Consider the following 16436-nt stretch of genomic DNA (forward strand, 5'->3'; position numbering starts at 1 on the left):
CGGGATTCGCTAGTTTCCTGTGGCTCGCTGCTAAAATGGTACCACCCGGCGAGTTCACCTTATATTCAGTGGTCGGTCTGCTCATGGCCGCGGGGACTATCGTAGCTTTCAGGCGCATGCTGTCACCTTGGGGCGCGGTTATGGCATGGGTTTCACTGATCTCTTCCGGATTGTTTCTGTCTTATAGCAGTGTAGTCATCCGGCAGGGCTTGGCTGTCACATGCCTCTTTGTTGCTGTTTCTTATGTGGTGCGAGGTGAACGGTCTCTTTGGCTATGGCTTGCACTCGCCGCTGCTGCATCTCTGCATTGGTCGGCAATACCTTTCAGTCTGGCGCTGCTACTTCTAACCGTCAAGAACGTTCCTATCAAGACGGCAGTATTGGCCTGGTTGGCGGGCGTGGTTGGGTTCATGTTGGGTGTGCAGGAGTTGGTCGTCGGTGGTGTGATTCCGTATATACCGAAGGCCGACTATTATCTATCTTCCCTGGCTTACGAACAATATGGCTCTGCCGGCAACCGCATGAAATTCATGTTGGTTGGGGCGGCGGTTGGTGTAGTTGGCCTCATCGGGTTGAAGGTGGTTGCGAACGACGCCATTTACGGGCGCCTATTGGTGGTCTTCCTGATCTTCAATACGTTCTACTTGGCACTTGGGTTCGTCGCGTATTCGGATCGACTCGCCTCTTATTCTTGGTTTCTCGCGCCGTTGTTGGTATGGTACCCACTGGACAGGCGATTTGAGCATCGATGGGTGGCGACGGCAACTGCGTCGGCCCTGGCTGTGCTGGTAGGTGGCTTTGCCATGGGGCCTTTTGGGTGAGCTTAGGAAGCGGTTGGCTTTGCCTCATCGTAGGATGAGGAGTGTTTCGCTTTCGACGTCGAAGCACGGAACTGAACTGGGTGCGGCCGCTGAGCATTTGGAACCGCCACAGAGGGCTCGACTTAGTGAATCCAGGCTGCGCCATGCAGTATCCGTCTTTGGTCATCGATCCGGGTAGGGTCGCCCGGTTGTCGCCTGGGGTCCCGTCGTTTCGACAGTCGGGGCTCGAGCCGCTGCGGAGCCGAGGCGTCGCGTCCGGACTGCTTAGCTTCAGCACGGACGGGTCGAAGCTCGCTGGCGCCCTCTTGAACTGCGTCGCCGTGGGCACCGGGAGAGCGGCGGCAGCTACGGGCGGACATGCCCCTCGTCTGGTCGGCGGTCGACGCATTATCGTCAACGTCACGCTCCCGCCCCTGGGGGCTGCTCGTCGTTACTGGCAAGTCGGCGGTCCAAGTTGGCACCCGCGCAGGCCATGGCCAACCGCTTCCCGACAGCCGGAGTCGACGGCATCGTCGTGTGGAAGCCGGAGTAGTCGTGAGCAGGATGCCGTCCAAGACCCGCCGCGCCCCGACCTCGTGGTTTACTGCCTTTCCGGACGACCGCGAGCGCCGTGAGTTTGTCCGCCTCCTTGCCGAGAGGTATACGCACCGAAGCCGCTATCCCGCGACAGCTGGTGAGTTACCCACCTCCGCGCGCCGAGGGCGCCGCCGACCCAGTTCTCGACACGAAGATCTCATTCGACGAATGGGTGAGCCGGGACGGCCAGTCTGTGACGTTCCTGCTTGATGTGTCGACTCGATCAACATGCGCACCAAGGCCACGCTGTCCAGTTGAGGGCTGGGATAGCAGGTGGGCGGTTGGTGCCGAGCCCGCCGTCATTGGCCTGATCAAGTCGGACAGCGAGGATCTGCGAGACTCACCGGCCCCGTCGCCAGCCGGCCTACGGGCCGGGGGCCGACGTCGTGGCCACGTACTCAGCCGAGGCGGACGCCGTTTCGCGCCGCTCGGGCCGATCTGGCATATGCCACTCGCTTTGAGGCGCACGTGCGGACCTGTTCATGCTGCTGATATGGCGTGGAATGGCACGTCGACCCGGAACCGACCTAGGCCAAGTCGATGATTGCCAGGGCTCGGAGCTTTGACGGAGGCAACGTGCCGGAGCGGCAAAATGCGGACGCCGACTGCGACTATTGTGCATGGCCGCCAGGTCATGCGCCAACAGTGACACTGATCATGATCTTGCCACCTGCCCGCCCGAATCAGGTCAAAGCGATCAGAACTTATGATTCCTCAGATGAGCACAGGCAAGGCAAATAGGATCGGTCGTATCTGACCACGCCGAGAGGAAACGGGGGAATGATGCTCGGCGACACCTCTCCCAGCAATGGGATCCTCTTCGTCTGCACCGGCAACGTCTGCCGGTCGCCATATGCGGAGAGGAGGCTGCGCCAGTTGCTGCCGGACGCTGGCGTCGCGATCGTCAGTGCGGGTACCGGCGCCCTCGTCGGCTCCGACATCGAGCCGGCCACGAGAGAGGCGCTGACCCGTAGCGGTGCTGACGTGACGGGCTTCGCCGCGCGAGCCGTAATCCCGCAGTTGGTCGCCGAGTCCGCACTAGTGCTGACGATGACACGGGCACACCGCGGTGCGGTCGCGCGGCTCCACCCAGCGGCCCTGCGTCGGGCCTTCGCGCTCGGAGACTTCGCCGAGCTGTGTCGTGCATCGGACAGTTGGCGTCCCGTCTCGGCGGCTGAGCCGTGGCTCCCGCAGGTGGTTGCCGAGGCTGCTGCGGCGCGGGGCACCGTCGCTCCGAGGGACGTCTTGGAGGTCGATGTCGTCGACCCCTACGGGGGCTCAGAGCGGCTGCACTCTGAGGCGTTCGACCGGATTGAGGAGCAGCTCCAAGTCATTGTTGCGGCTATCAGCGCGGTCGCCGGCTTGCCACAGGCCGCTGCCCGTCTCTGAAGAGCACCTCTGCTACCCACGAAGCGCAACGCCCCTGACCGAATAGGTCAGGGGCGTTGCGAGGTGCAGGCATGATGGGCTGCGTGCCTTTCAGTGGAAGATCGAGTCCTCTGACGGAAAGGCAGTCTGGCTCTGAGGCGCTTGCCCAGACGTCGTTGTCCGCGGGGGCATCGCGCCAGAGGCAGGAGCGGTTGCCTGGTCCTCGGAGCTGGCGCCAGCCCTGACTGGGCGAGGAGTCACGGGGGCGAGGTTCTCCTCGGACGCTACGACGCGACGGCGGCTCCGAACGGACCGGCCCTTGGCGCGCTGGCGCTCGCTCTCGGGCCGGTAGGCGTAATCATAGGTGCCGTAGCCGTTTCCACCATCCTTGGCTTTGACCCGGTTCAGGATCAGGCCGAGCACGTTGCCATTGACGGCGTCCAACGACTCGAGCGCCCTGCTCACGTGGTCGCGCTCGGCTAGGCCGGCGCCAACGATGACGATGGCGCCGTCGACGATGGTGGTGAGCACGGCAGCATCCGTGACCGGTAGCAGCGGTGGGGCATCGATGATGACGTAGTCGAAACGCTCAGCCAGGTCCTGGACGAGCTGCTCCATGTTCGCTGAGCCGAGCAACTCGCTCGGGTTGGGCGGGATGGGACCGGCGCCGAGCAGGCGCAACCCCGTGCGGCCGAACGGCTGGAGCACGTCGTCCACCTCGACACGGCCGACGAGCACGTCGGTCAGGCCTACGGATCCCTCGAAGCCGAGGTAGTCCAGCAGCCGCGGACGCCGCAGGTCGCCCTCGATGACGACGACCTTGAGGCCCGTCTCGGCGAGGCTGAGAGCGAGGTTCGCGGCGGTCGTGGACTTGCCTTCACCCGGGAGTGAGGAGGTGACGACGATCGATTTCGGGGGGTTGGCCACGTCGATGAACTGCAGGTTGGTGCGCAGTGAGCGGAAAGCCTCGGCCCGCTGGGAGCGCGGGTCGACCTGCACGATGAGTGGGTGCTGAGCTGCGTCGGCGTCGAAAGCGATGCCGCCTAGAATGGTGCGGTCGGTGACCGCCTCGAGGTCATGCTGTGACTTGACGGACTTGTCCAGCACGTCGCGGAGGAGGGCGAGACCGAAGCCGAGCAGCAGGCCGAGAACGAGTCCAAGGGCGAGGTTTCGGACGGGCTTAGGACTGACTGGGTCTGGGTCGGCCTCGGCCGTCTTGAGCACCTTTACCGTGATTGGGCTCGCTTGGGTGCCCGTGCTCTCGAGCTCCCGGATCTGCTTCGGGAAGACGTCGGAGATGGCCGCGGCGATGCGCTGGGCATTGGCGGCGGAGCGATCCGTGACTGTGACGTCGATCAGAACCGTGTCCAACGGAACGGTGGCGGTCACCTGATCAGCAAGCTTCTGCCAGGTGGTGCTCATCCCGACCTGCTGGATGACGGGGTCCAGGACTCGGTCGGTCTCGAGGGCTTGGGAGTAGGTCTTCACGCGAGCCTGCGTGAAGGTGTTGCCCTGTTGAAGGGCGGAGGTGGTGTCGTCACCCGAGGTGCGCACGAAGAACTCGGTGGTCGCGGCATACGTCCGGGGTGTCAGCGCCGTGTAGGCGGCGGCGAGACCGAGGGTCACCAGAGCGACGGCCGCGATGATCATCCAGCGCTTGCGGATGACGTTGAGATAGTCCTGCAGTTCCACCCGAGATCGTCTTTCCCTGTCGGCCGCGCCCTGGGCACACGACTCCAGTCGGACAAATCCGACCTGTCGACATCCTAGTGCCGACCACACCACCTCCGCCGCTCCAGCCCGCCGGGTCCGTAGAGTGGCCGCCGTGATCAGGTGGATGTCGGAAAGGGCCTTGGGCCGGCTTGCTTTCGGGGGACTGCTGGCGCTCATCGTGGCCGACGTGCTCCTTGTCGCCCTTGCCTTGCGCCCGGCGGCTGCGGACGCGGCCGCAGCGGTCCCCGTCCGCGTCGTCTCCGCGAGCTCGCCGTCGACGCCAGCGCCGACGCCCACCAACACCTTCAAGGTCGCGCCGGTCCGGGAGCTCATCGCGGCGGCTGACGGCAAGCGAGCCTGGCGCGCCACAGTCGGCAACTGCCGCGACGAAAGTGCCACCCTCAGTGTCACCGACGACGGGGGCCGCACCTGGACAGCCAGGGTCGCGCCGGCGCGGGCTCTGGCACGAGTCCAGCCTCTCGCTGGCCAGCGAGGTTTCGTCATCGGCGCCGGTGTTGCTTGCTCGGCGGGGGAGTACGACACCAAGAACGGCGCGCAGAGTTGGACCGGCCCTAAAAACATCGACGGCGGCTGGTCACGAGTCCCGGGCGGCCGGCAGCCACTTGTCGTCATCACTCCGGGGCGGCAGGACGCCCGCCCCTGCGGCGCCACCCCGGTCATCGACCTAGCCCGAGTCAGCGCCACCCGTGCCGTGGTCTTGTGCGGCGACGGGCGGGTCGTCGGGTCCACCGATGGCGGCTCGCGCTGGAGCACGACCACGACAGTCAACGGTGCCCTGTCCGTCTCCGCGCGCACTGAGGACGGCACGCCAACGCTCTACGTGGCGCGCGTTAGCGACGAATGCAGAGGCATCGACGTCGCGAAGGTCTCCGCCGACGCATCCGTGAGCGTGGCCTGCATCAACACGTCTCTCCAGAACGCCGAGGGCCGGGTGTCGCTCAGCATTGTCGCGGCAGGCGGATGGATGGCCATCGGGGACGCGAGGTGGCGCTCCGCTGCCGATCTGGGGAAGTGGTCGGCAACGGCCTGACCGGTCGGGTTGCGTGAATCCCAGGGGAAGCGCCAGCCTTGTCTACCCATTGCGGTCCGCGCTTGGCCAAAGGTTCATCAACGTGTAACGACCACGGGTCGGGCAAAAGCGACAAGCCCTGTCTTTTGGGTTAGAGTCAGCCTCGCCACAGAGGCCACAAAGACTTAGGGGATCCAGTTATGCGCAACACCAGAGCAACTCTCGCCGTTCTCAGCCTGTCGGCGATCATGGCTGGTGGAGCCGTAGTTGGTGCCACTGCTGCCAATGCCGCAGAGTGCCAGGGTGGCTACCCGGCCTCGCAGTGCCAGGTTGAGCTCAGCGACAACGCCGTGCGCCCGGGCGAGCCCGTGTCGTTCCAGGCCGATGGCTACACGCCCGGTGAGACGGCTGAAGGTGTCGTCCGCTCGACGCCGATCAAGGTGGGCACCTACAAGGCCAACTCGTCCGGTGTCGTCACGGGCACGTTCACGGTTCCGACGAGCCTCAAGCCGGGTCGGCACTCCTTCACTCTGACGGGTCTGTCCTCCGGCGCCATCAAGCGCACGTACTTCACCGTCACCGGAGCCGGCAACGGCAACGGGAACGGCAACGGTGCGGGCGCCGGCGCCGGCAGCAACAACGGCGGCAACGGCACCGGCCTCCCGGTGACCGGCTCGAACGTCGGCGGTCTCATCGGTGGGGGTGCCGCCCTCGTCGCCGCTGGTGGCCTTCTCATGGTGGCCTCGCGCCGCCGCAAGACCGTCAACCCCGCGATCTGATAGGTGCCCTCTTCGCACCGACGACGAACACCGCGACGCCGCTGGCGCGCGGTGTTCGTCGTTTTCGCGATCGCTTTGCTGGCCTACGGCGTCGCCCTGGCCGTCACGGGTTTCCTCGTCAACCGGCACCTGCGTGACGCCCGGACTGCTGTCCAGTCGCTGCGGACCGAGCTCGTCGACAAGCACATCCCTGCGGCGCGGATCGACTCGACCCTGGCAGTCGTGCAACGTGAGGCGGCAGCAGCACGGTCCCTGACGGACGGTCCGGTCTGGGCACCCCCAACCCTGCTCCCGTGGCTTCGTGGCCCGTTCGAGACAGTGCGCGGCGCCGCGGCTGCGGTGGACGACCTCGCCACCCGGGTGCTGCCCGATCTCCGCACGGTGCAGCGATCGCTGCTGGGCGGCAACCTGCAGGCCGGCCACGGCACCATCCGGCTGGCGCCCTTCCAGGCCGCGCAGCAGCCGCTCGCCCGCGCGGCGACTGCGGCTGACACGATCCTCCGTGACGTGCGCGCGCTCCCCGACAGCAGCGTCGGACCCCTCGAGACTGCCCGCACCGAACTCGTGTCCCAGGTGAGTGACCTCTCGTCCCAGTTGCACGACGTAAATGACGTCGTCGACGTCCTTCCGTCGATGCTCGGCGCACAAGGGCCGAGGCGCTACTTCATGGCCTTCCAGAACAATGCAGAGTCGCGGGGCCTCGGCGGCATGGTGGGCGCATATGCCATCGTCCGCGCGGACAACGGCAAGCTGAGCTTCGACCGCTTCGGCACCGACGGTGACTTTGACGGTCTCCGCATCTCCACGGCTGGGCTCGACCCCGACTTCCTGGCCCAGCAGCAAGGCGCCGGTGTGGGCCAGACCTTCGTGAACGCCACGGCGAGCCCGCACTTCCCCTACGCAGGCGAGCTGCTGCTGCGCTACTGGCAGGCCAAGACCGGCGAGCGGCTCGACGGCGCCATCGTGACCGACCCAGCGGCTCTGGGGAGGCTGCTCAAGGTGACGGGGCCGACGCAGCTGCCGGACGGCACGCCCGTCACCGCGGAGAATGTCGTGTCACTGTCGCTGAAGGACGTCTACGCGCGGTTCGCCGGGCAGGCGGAGGCCCGCAAGCTCTACCTCGTGGAGATTGCCAAGGCCGTCGCCAAGGACGTGTTGGGCAGGGGTCCCGCTCGTGCCACCGAGCTGGCGAAGGCGATGGGCTCTGCGATCGGCGAGCGCCGCCTGTTGGTTTACAGCACCCACCAGCCGGAGCAGCGGGTGCTGGCGGCCCATCCGGTGGCCGGTCTGCTCAGCGACACCAAGGGCATCTTCGCCGGCGTCATCGTCAACAACGCCGCGGCCAACAAGCTCGACTACTACCTCCAGCGCCAGGTCACCTACTCGCCCCCGGCGTGCGGCGATGCTCGACGCATCTCGACCGTCACGATCAAGCTGACGAACGGGGCGCCGAAGAAGGGGCTCAACGCGTACGTGGCAGGCAACGGCGGTCAGCTGCCGTGGGCGACCAGCAAGCTGCTCGTCTCCTACTACGCCACCAAGGGTGCCACCTTCACCCACCCCACGCTCGACGGCAAGCCGACTTTCCTGTCGAGCGGCGTTGAGCGGGGACGGCCTGTCTTCACCACGAGCGTCACGATCCCGCCGCAGGCCAGCCGGACGCTCGTCCTCAAGATCGAGGAACCGCCCACGGCCGACGAACCGGTGACCACGCTCGTGCAGCCGCTCGTGCTCCCGCAGGTCACCCGGATCGAACGCAAGCCGTGCCGGACTCCGTCGGCGACGCCTGCACCCTGAGCGCTGTGCGCGCGGCTGCGCCGACCACCGAGGCGGTTTCGGCTCGCCACCCGACATGGGCCAGAATGCACGCATGCCTTCGAACCACGCGCCCCGCAGCCTGTCCGGAATGCAGCCGACGAGCGACTCGCTGCACCTCGGCAACTACATCGGCGCGCTGGTCGAGTGGGTGCGCCTGCAGGAGACGCACGACGCCTTCTACTTCGTCGCCGACCTGCACGCCCTGACCGTCGCCCCCGACCCCGAGGTGCTGCGCCAGCGCACCCGCATCACGGCGGCGCAGTACATCGCAGGCGGCGTCGACCCGACGCGTTCGACCCTCTTCGTGCAGAGCCACATCGCCCAGCACACCGAGCTCTACTGGGTGCTCGGCACGCTGACTGGGTTCGGTGAGGCGAGCCGCATGACGCAGTTCAAGGACAAGTCGGCCAAGGGCACCAACACCAACGTCGGCCTCTTCACCTACCCGGTGCTCCAGGCCGCCGACATCCTCATCTACGACGCCAACGTCGTGCCGGTGGGGGAGGACCAGCGCCAGCACCTCGAGCTCTCCCGCGACCTCGCCGGCCGCTTCAACCAGCGCTTCGGCGAGACCCTCGTCGTGCCAGAGCCGCACATCATGAAGGCGACGGCCAAGATCCAAGACCTGCAGGAGCCGACAGCCAAGATGAGCAAGTCGGCGGCCTCGGACGCCGGGCTCGTCAGCCTGCTCGACGAGCCAAACCGCATCGCCAAGAAGATCCGCTCGGCCGTCACCGACACCGAGCGCGAGATCCGCTTCGACGAGGACAACAAGCCGGGCGTGTCCAACCTGCTCTCGATCCACTCGGCGCTGTCGGGCACCCCGGTCGCGATCCTCGAGGAGCAGTACGCCGGCAAGGGCTACGGCGACCTCAAGAAGGACGTCGCGGAGGTCGTCGTCGAGGCCGTCACCCCCTTCCGCACCCGCACGCTCGAGCTGATGGCCGACCCCGCCGAGCTCGACCGCATTCTCGAGGACGGGGCCGAGCGCGCCCGTGCCGTCGCCGAGGCGACGGTCCGCCGCGTCTTCGACAAGGTGGGCCTGCTCAGCTCGCTCCGGCGCGCCTGAGCACGTGAACGGCCCGACGGAGCCAGCACTCGACCGGTTCGGTACCGTCGAGGGCGTGAGTGTTGCGCGCCCGACGACGATCGGCGTCTCGATCCCCATCCCGGCCCCGCACGGCGAGTACCTGCAGCAGCGTCGTGACGACTTCGGTGACCCGGCAGCCTGGCAGATCCCCGCGCACATCACCCTGCTGCCGCCCACCGAGGTGGACGAGGAGGCGTATGCCGCCTTCCGCAGCCACTGCGCCGCCGTCGCCGCCGTGCAGGCCTCCTTCTCCGTCGTGCTGCGCGGCACCGGCACCTTCCGTCCGCTGTCCGACGTCGTGTTCATCCAGGTGGCCCAGGGCGTCTCCAACTGCGAGGCGCTCGAGGTGGCGCTGCGCTCCGGACCGATCCACCGCGACCTCGACTTCTACTACCACCCGCACGTGACGGTCGCCCACAACGTGCCGGCCGACGCCCTCGACAAGGCCTTCGACGACCTCGCCGACTACTCCGTCGCCTTCAAGGTCGGCTCCTTCCACCTCTACGAGCTCGGCGACGACGGCGTCTGGCGTCCCGTGCACGAGTACGCCCTCTCCGAGGGCTGACGGTGCCGTCGCTGCGCTCGCGTCTCGACCGGATCCTGACGTGGCTCAAGGCGACCCGCGCCTATCGCGCCTGGACCCGCTACGGCGAGGCGAACGGCGACCTGCTGGCCGCCGGCGTCGGCTACTTCGCCTTCTTCTCCATCTTCCCGGCCCTTGCGCTGGCCTTCGCCATCTTCGGCTTCGTGCTACAGGGCCGTCCGGAGCTCGTGACGACGATCGCCGACTCGCTCAACAGCACGCTCCCCGGGATGGTGAAGACCCCCGACAACCCGGACGGCATCATCAGCGTCCAGGCGCCGACCAGCCTCACGCTGACCCTGACCGGCATCATCTCGTTCGTCACCCTGCTGCTCGCCGGTCTCGGTTGGGTCGGCGCGTTGCGCACGGGCATCCGTGGGATCTTCCGGCTGGAGGCCTCGACCGGCAACGTCGTGCGCACCAAGGCCCGGGACCTCTTCGTCCTCGTCACCATGGGTCTGGCCATCGCCGTGTCGGCGATCGTCACCAGCATCGTCGGCGGGATCGCGCAGCACGTGGCCGGCTGGATCGGTCTTCCTGGCAGCGGCCTGCTCGTCGGCCTCGCGGGGCTCGTGGTCGGCATCGTCTTCGACACGCTCATCCTCGTCGTGCTGCTGCGCATGCTCTCGGGCGCGCCACTGCCGATGCGCGACGTGCGTCAGGGCGCTGCACTCGGCGCGGTGGTCCTCACGCTCCTCAAGCTCTTCGGCGGCTTCCTCATCGGCCACGCGACCGGCAACCCGCTGCTCGGCGCCGTCGCTGTGGCGGTCGGCCTGCTCTTCTGGCTCAACCTCATGTCCAGGGTGATCCTGCTCTCGGCGGCGTGGACCGCAGGCGACGTCGACCTGCACCGGCTCGGTGACGACACCAAGCGGTCCGCCTTCTCCCTCGCGCTGCGACCTGCCTTCGTCGCACCGCTGCCAGCCGATGCCGATACGTCCTTCATCCCGTATGCCGCCGCGCCCGTCGCCACTGCGCGCACCGATCACGACCGGCCCGGTCCGTCCCGGTCCGCCGACCGCGTCAGCGTGGCGGCAGGTGCCGTCCTCGGCGCCGCCGCAGCCCTGGCCGTCGCCGCCGGACGGCGAACGCGACGATCGCCGCGGTGACGGCGGCCCCCGAGGCAGCAGGCACGAGGAGCGCCGACCGCCGGTAGTCCGTCGACTCGCTCCCGGCCGGCGCAGCCGGTGTTCCCGACGGCGCGCCGACGGCCTGCTCGCGCGCGGCCGTGGTGGGGACGGCGCCCGGGGTGGGCAGCTGGGGGAGCGCGACGGCAGTCGGCGTCGGCGCCTCGCCCGGCTCGACGAGGCGACCGACGGGGGTCACCTGGTCCGCATACGCGAAGCCCCAGTCGAGCAGGGCCGCGGTGGGCTTCCACGAGCCGGTGACGCTGCCCATCTGGCTGACGACAAGGCTGCGACCGCGGCGCGTAGCCGCACCGATGAAGGTGTGCTGCGCACGGTCCGTGCGTCCGGGCTTGATCCCGATCGCGCCGGGATAGTGCGTCAGCAGCTCGTTGATGTTGTAGACGTGGAAGGCGGGCCACGACTTGCCGTGCTTGTCCTTCCCGCCCGGGAAGACCGCGTCGCGCTTGACGATGGTGGAGCGGAAGGCGGGCAGCCGCATGGCGTCACGGCCGATGAGGGCCAGGTCGTAGGCGCTCGAGCGCTGCGTGCCGTCGTCGAGGCCGCTCGGGTCGACGGTGAGGGTGTCATGGGCGCCGATGCGCGCGGCCTCCTCGTTCATGAGGGAGACCGTCCGCTGGTAGCCGCCCGCCGCGTCGGCCAGGGCGTAGACCGCGTCGTTGGCCGAGAACATCAGCATCGCGTCGAAGAGGCTGCCGACCGGGTAGCGGTTGCCCGCGAGGATGCCGACGCGTGAGCCGGCCGCGTCCTGCGCGTCCTGGCCCGCGACGACCACGCGCTTCGGGTCGAGATGCGGCATCAGCGTCAGGGCCGTGAGGGTCTTCAGGGTGCTCGCCGGGCGCAGCCACGCGTGTGGCGACTTGGCGGCGAGGATCTCGCCGGTGCCGAGGTCGGCGACGACGTAGGAGACGTCGTAGACCTCGGGTGGCGCCGGCACGGTGGCCGGCCGGTCGGTGATGACGCCGTCGTCGCCAAGGCTCGACCCGCCGACGACCGTGGCCGGGTCCCAGGCGGCATGAGTGAAGGGCGTGGGAGGCACGGCCTGGCAGACGACCACCGGTGGCTTCGGCTTCGTCGGCCTGGTCGTCCGGGGCTTGGCCGTCGGCCCTGTTCGTTTCGTCGGGGGAGCACTCGTTGCGGCGGCTGTCGGCGTCTCGTCGGAGGGGAAGACCCGCGGTTTCAGCGTCACGCCGGGCCCGACCGTCACCGCCGCCTGCCACGGTCTGCACGACGGAGCCGCGAAGGGTGCACTCCCGGGCACGGCGCTGGGCGTGCTCGTCGCGGAGGCGGGCGACACGGCATACGTGATCGGTGTGACGAGGGCCAGCGAGAGCGCGGCGAGGCGCGCGCCCGCGGCGGGGATCGCCCACGGGCGCCGTCGGGAGGGCTCCGCAGGCGTCATCGCCGGGACAGACTAACCGCCCGTTCGCTGGTGTCCGAAACGCCGGGAACGCGACCGCCGTTAGGGTGACGATGTGAAGATCACTGTCGTGGGCCTCGGTTACGTGGGCCTGTCCAATGCCGCCATCCTCGCCCAGCACAACGAGGTCGTCGCCCTCGAGGTGGACGCCTCTCGGGCGGAGCTGGTCAACGCCGGCCGATCGCCGATCATCGATGCCGACCTCGAGGCGTTCCTCGAGCGCGGCGGTCTCGACCTGCGGGCCACGACTGACCAGCAGGACGCGTATGCCGGCACGTCGTTCGTCGTCATCGCGACTCCGACCGACTACGACCCCGACACGATGCACTTCAACACCACGTCGGTCGAGCAGGTCATCGACGATGTGGCACGCCACGCTCCGCAGTCGACGGTCATCATCAAGTCCACGATCCCGGTCGGCTTCACCGAGCGCGTGCGGCAGGCGCACCCCGACCTGCGCATCGTCTTCTCGCCGGAGTTCCTCCGGGAGGGACGGGCCCTCTGGGACAACCTGCACCCGAGCCGCATCGTCGTCGGCGACACCGGGTCCGAGGCGAAGGAGTTCGCGGCACTGCTGCTCGAGGGCGCCGAGGACGGCGACGTGCCGGTCCTCTTCACGGAGGCCACGGAGGCCGAGGCGATCAAGCTCTTCGCCAACACCTACCTCGCGATGCGGGTCGCCTACTTCAACGAGCTCGACACCTACGCGGCCACCCACGGCCTCGACACGCGCTCCATCATCGAGGGCGTGGGGCTGGACCCGCGCATCGGCTCGCACTACAACAACCCGTCGTTCGGCTACGGCGGCTACTGCCTACCCAAGGACACCCGGCAGCTGCTCGCCAACTACGACCAGGTGCCGCAGAACCTCATCCACGCGATCGTCGAGTCCAACACGACCCGCAAGGACTTCATCGCGACCGACATCCTGGCGCGCGACCCCAAGGTCGTCGGGATGTACCGGCTCGTCATGAAGTCCGGCTCCGACAACTTCCGGTCCTCGAGCATCCAGGGGATCATGAAGCGGATCAAGGCCAAGGGCATCGAGGTCGTCGTCTACGAGCCGTCCCTCGACGACGACGCGTTCTACCACTCGCGCGTGATCCGCGACCTCGACGAGTTCATGTCGGTGGCCGACGTCATCGTCGCCAACCGGCACGCCGAGGAGCTGGAGACCGTGCGCGACAAGGTGTACACGCGCGACATCTACGGTCGCGACTGAGCAGAGTCCCTGCGCAACAGACGAACCCGCCCTGGCTGGCCAGGGCGGGTTCGTCTTTTGGATGCTGTGCTTTGCCTCGCGGCAGCGGCGTCACTCGCCGTGCATCAGCGCCGTGCGCAGGTCTCGGTTGAGCTGGCTGATCACGTCGAGCGGGATCTCCTTGGGGCACGCCTCGGAGCAGGCGCCGATGTTGGTGCAGCCGCCGAAGCCCTCGTGGTCGTGCTGGTTGAGCATGTTGACGACCCGGGCCTCGCGCTCCGGCTGACCCTGGGGGAGCTCGCCGAGGTGCGTGATCTTCGCGCCGGTGAAGAGCATCGCCGAGGCGTTGGGGCACGCCGCGACGCAGGCGCCGCAGCTGATGCACGCGGCCGCCATGAACGAGCGGTCAGCGTTCGGCTTGGGCACCGGCACGGAGTGCGCCTCGGGGGCGGCACCCGTGTTGGCGCTGATGAAGCCGCCGGCCTGGATGATCCGGTCGAACGCCGAGCGGTCGACGACGAGGTCCTTGATGACCGGGAACGCGTCGGCACGCCACGGCTCGACGGTGATCTCGTCGCCGTCGCTGAAGCTGCGCATGTGCAGCTGGCACGTCGTGGTGACCTCGGGGCCGTGGGCGCGGCCGGAGATCATCAGGCCGCACATGCCGCAGATGCCCTCGCGACAGTCGGAGTCGAAGGCGATCGGCTCCTCACCACGGGCGTTGAGCTGCTCGTTGAGGATGTCCAACATCTCGAGGAACGACATGTCCTCGGAGATGTCGGTGACCGAGTAGGTGACCATGTCGCCCTTGGCCTTGGGGCCGGCCTGGCGCCAGATCTTGAGAGTCAGATTCACTTGTAGCTCCGCTGCTTCAGCTCGACGAATTCGTAGACGAGATCTTCCTTGTGCAGGACCGGCGTGCCGTCCTGGCCGCTCCACTCCCAGGCGGCGACGTAGGCGAACTCGTCGTCGTGACGCAGCGCCTCACCGTCCTCCGTCTGGGACTCGGCGCGGAAGTGGCCGCCGCAGGACTCGCGGCGGTGGAGGGCGTCGATGCACATCAGCTCACCGAGCTCGAGGAAGTCGGCCACGCGGCTGGCCTTCTCGAGGCTCTGGTTGAGCGTGTCGGCGGCGCCGAGCACCCGGACGTTGCGCCAGAACTCGTCGCGCAGCCCGCGGATGAGGTCGATCGCCTTGAGCAGCCCCTCCTCGGAGCGCTCCATGCCGCAGTACTCCCACATGATGTTGCCGAGCTCGCGGTGGAAGGAGTCGACCGAGCGGTCGCCGTTGATCGACAGCAGCCTCTCGACGCGGGAGTCGACCGAGGCGCGCGCCTCGGCCACGGCCTCGTGCGACTCGTCGATCTTCGGGAACGGGCCCTTGGCGAGGTAGTCGCGGATCGTGTTCGGCAGGACGAAGTAGCCGTCGGCCAGGCCCTGCATGAGTGCGCTCGCACCCAGGCGGTTGGCGCCGTGGTCGGAGAAGTTGGCCTCACCGGCGACGAACAGGCCCGGGATCGTGGACTGCAGGTCGTAGTCGACCCACAGGCCGCCCATGGTGTAGTGCACCGCGGGGTAGATGCGCATCGGCACCTCGTAGGGGTTCTCGCCGGTGATCCGCTGGTACATGTCGAGCAGGTTGCCGTACTTCTCGGCGACGGCCTCGGCGCTCATGCGCTGCAGCGCGTCGGTGAAGTCGAGGTAGACGCCGCGGCGGAAGTCGCCGACCTTCGGGCCGACGCCGCGGCCCTCGTCGCAGACGTTCTTGGCCTGGCGGCTGGCGATGTCGCGGGGCACGAGGTTGCCGAAGGAGGGGTAGATCCGCTCCAGGTAGTAGTCGCGGTCCTCCTCGGGGATCTCGCGCGGGTCCTTGTCGCAGTCGGCGGCGTTCTTCGGCACCCAGATGCGGCCGTCGTTGCGCAGCGACTCCGACATCAGCGTCAGCTTGCTCTGGTGCTCGCCGGCCACGGGGATGCAGGTCGGGTGGATCTGCGTGTAGCACGGGTTGGCGAAGTAGGCGCCCTTGCGGTGCGCGCGCCAGGTGGCCGTGACGTTGCTGCCCATCGCGTTGGTCGACAGGAAGAAGACGTTGCCGTAGCCGCCGCTCGCCAGCACGACCGCGTCGGCGAGGTGCGTCTCGATCTCGCCGGTGACGAGGTCGCGGGCGATGATGCCGCGGGCCTTGCCGTCGACGACGATCAGCTCGAGCATCTCATGACGCGTGAACGTCTCGACCGTGCCGGCGGCGACCTGCCGCTCGAGCGCCTGGTAGGCGCCGATGAGCAGCTGCTGGCCCGTCTGGCCACGGGCGTAGAACGTGCGGGAGACCTGCACGCCGCCGAACGAGCGGTTGTCGAGCAGGCCGCCGTACTCGCGGGCGAAGGGCACGCCCTGGGCCACGCACTGGTCGATGATGTTGGCGCTGACCTCGGCCAGGCGGTAGACGTTCGACTCGCGCGAGCGGTAGTCGCCGCCCTTCACGGTGTCGTAGAAGAGGCGGTAGACCGAGTCGCCGTCCTCCTTGTAGTTCTTGGCGGCGTTGATGCCACCCTGCGCGGCGATCGAGTGCGCCCGGCGCGGGGAGTCCTGGTAGCAGAAGGACTTCACGTGGTAGCCGGCCTCACCGAGCGTCGCGGCGGCCGCGCCACCGGCGAGACCGGTGCCGACCATGATCACCGTGAGCTTGCGGCGGTTGGCCGGGTTGACGAGCGCGGCCTCGAACTTGCGCTTGTCCCAGCGCGACTCGATGGGGCCGGCCGGCGACTTGGCGTCGGCGAGGGGCGAGCCCTCGGTGTAGAGGCCGTGCACGACGCCGGGCGCCTCAGGAGCGGCGGGCGCGGCGGGGGCCTCGGGAGCCAGGGTCGATGCGGTGGCTGCCTGGGTGTCGGTCATG

Annotated in this window: 14 protein-coding genes; 10 read left to right on the forward strand and 4 right to left on the reverse strand. The window is 68.0% G+C overall.

Translation table 11 applies throughout. The annotated features are described in order from the left end of the window. Both ABD194_RS04240 and ABD194_RS04245 read left to right on the forward strand, forming a co-directional pair. On the forward strand, positions 1–821 hold an 821-nt coding region (locus ABD194_RS04240; protein WP_343988021.1), incomplete at its 5' end, for an EpsG family protein. Positions 822–2177: 1356 nt separating this feature from the next. Then, on the forward strand, positions 2178–2786 hold the full coding sequence (locus tag ABD194_RS04245; protein WP_343988024.1) for an arsenate reductase/protein-tyrosine-phosphatase family protein: 609 nt from the start codon (positions 2178–2180) through the stop codon (positions 2784–2786). 90 nt (positions 2787–2876) lie between these two features. Here ABD194_RS04245 and ABD194_RS04250 read toward each other — a convergent pair whose 3' ends face one another. Continuing rightward, positions 2877–4457 (reverse strand): tyrosine-protein kinase domain-containing protein, encoded by a 1581-nt coding sequence (locus ABD194_RS04250; RefSeq protein WP_343988027.1) that lies wholly within the window; start codon positions 4455–4457, stop codon positions 2877–2879. A gap of 133 nt (positions 4458–4590) precedes the next feature. Here ABD194_RS04250 and ABD194_RS04255 point away from each other — a divergent pair, with 133 nt between their 5' ends. From ABD194_RS04255 to ABD194_RS04280, 6 genes are all read left to right on the forward strand, one after another. Next, complete coding sequence (locus tag ABD194_RS04255; RefSeq protein WP_343988030.1) at positions 4591–5529, forward strand: hypothetical protein; 939 nt, start codon at positions 4591–4593, stop codon at positions 5527–5529. Between the two features lie 179 nt (positions 5530–5708). Beyond that, a complete protein-coding gene (locus ABD194_RS04260; protein WP_343988033.1) occupies positions 5709–6287 on the forward strand; it encodes a hypothetical protein in 579 nt (192 codons plus the stop codon). 51 nt (positions 6288–6338) lie between these two features. Further along, positions 6339–8084, forward strand: coding sequence for a DUF4012 domain-containing protein (locus ABD194_RS04265; protein ID WP_343988036.1), 1746 nt, complete (start codon positions 6339–6341; stop codon positions 8082–8084). A 73-nt stretch (positions 8085–8157) separates the two neighbouring features. Continuing rightward, the gene (gene trpS / locus ABD194_RS04270; RefSeq protein WP_343988039.1) at positions 8158–9174 is read left to right on the forward strand and encodes a tryptophan--tRNA ligase; all 1017 of its coding nucleotides are present in this window, start codon (positions 8158–8160) and stop codon (positions 9172–9174) included. Between the two features lie 55 nt (positions 9175–9229). After that, positions 9230–9760 carry a 2'-5' RNA ligase family protein gene (locus tag ABD194_RS04275; protein WP_343988041.1) on the forward strand — a complete coding sequence of 177 codons (531 nt, stop codon included), beginning with the start codon at positions 9230–9232 and terminating at the stop codon, positions 9758–9760. Between the two features lie 2 nt (positions 9761–9762). Next, positions 9763–10887, forward strand: a complete 1125-nt coding sequence (locus tag ABD194_RS04280) for a YihY/virulence factor BrkB family protein (RefSeq protein ID WP_343988043.1) — start codon at positions 9763–9765, stop codon at positions 10885–10887. Here ABD194_RS04280 and ABD194_RS04285 read toward each other — a convergent pair. Continuing rightward, a complete protein-coding gene (locus ABD194_RS04285; protein WP_343988046.1) occupies positions 10802–11962 on the reverse strand; it encodes a hypothetical protein in 1161 nt (386 codons plus the stop codon). The two genes, ABD194_RS04280 and ABD194_RS04285, sit on opposite strands and share 86 nt — an antisense overlap. On the opposite strand from ABD194_RS04285, the gene ABD194_RS04290 reads away from it, so the two are divergent. Both ABD194_RS04290 and ABD194_RS04295 read left to right on the forward strand, forming a co-directional pair. Continuing rightward, on the forward strand, positions 11952–12341 hold the full coding sequence (locus ABD194_RS04290; protein WP_343988049.1) for a hypothetical protein: 390 nt from the start codon (positions 11952–11954) through the stop codon (positions 12339–12341). The genes ABD194_RS04285 and ABD194_RS04290 overlap by 11 nt on opposite strands. Before the next feature lie 57 nt (positions 12342–12398). Beyond that, positions 12399–13565, forward strand: a complete 1167-nt coding sequence (locus tag ABD194_RS04295; RefSeq protein WP_343988052.1) for a nucleotide sugar dehydrogenase — start codon at positions 12399–12401, stop codon at positions 13563–13565. 90 nt (positions 13566–13655) lie between these two features. On the opposite strand, the gene ABD194_RS04300 is transcribed toward ABD194_RS04295, so the two are convergent. Both ABD194_RS04300 and ABD194_RS04305 read right to left on the reverse strand, forming a co-directional pair. Then, positions 13656–14399 (reverse strand): succinate dehydrogenase/fumarate reductase iron-sulfur subunit, encoded by a 744-nt coding sequence (locus ABD194_RS04300; protein WP_343988055.1) that lies wholly within the window; start codon positions 14397–14399, stop codon positions 13656–13658. Then, a complete protein-coding gene (locus ABD194_RS04305) occupies positions 14396–16435 on the reverse strand; it encodes a fumarate reductase/succinate dehydrogenase flavoprotein subunit (protein ID WP_343988057.1) in 2040 nt (679 codons plus the stop codon). The genes ABD194_RS04300 and ABD194_RS04305 overlap by 4 nt, the downstream gene beginning before the upstream one ends. Position 16436 lies beyond the last annotated feature (1 nt).

The organism is Terrabacter terrae, from assembly GCF_039529575.1.
Classification (GTDB): Bacteria; Actinomycetota; Actinomycetes; order Actinomycetales; family Dermatophilaceae; genus Terrabacter; species Terrabacter terrae.

Coding starts and splice junctions, on each gene's coding strand:
- ABD194_RS04245 (WP_343988024.1), top strand. CDS start 2,178: ATGATGCTCGGCGACACCTCTCCCAGCAATGGGATCCTCTTCGTCTGC.
- ABD194_RS04260 (WP_343988033.1), top strand. CDS start 5,709: ATGCGCAACACCAGAGCAACTCTCGCCGTTCTCAGCCTGTCGGCGATC.
- trpS (WP_343988039.1), top strand. CDS start 8,158: ATGCCTTCGAACCACGCGCCCCGCAGCCTGTCCGGAATGCAGCCGACG.
- ABD194_RS04305 (WP_343988057.1), bottom strand. CDS start 16,435: ATGACCGACACCCAGGCAGCCACCGCATCGACCCTGGCTCCCGAGGCC.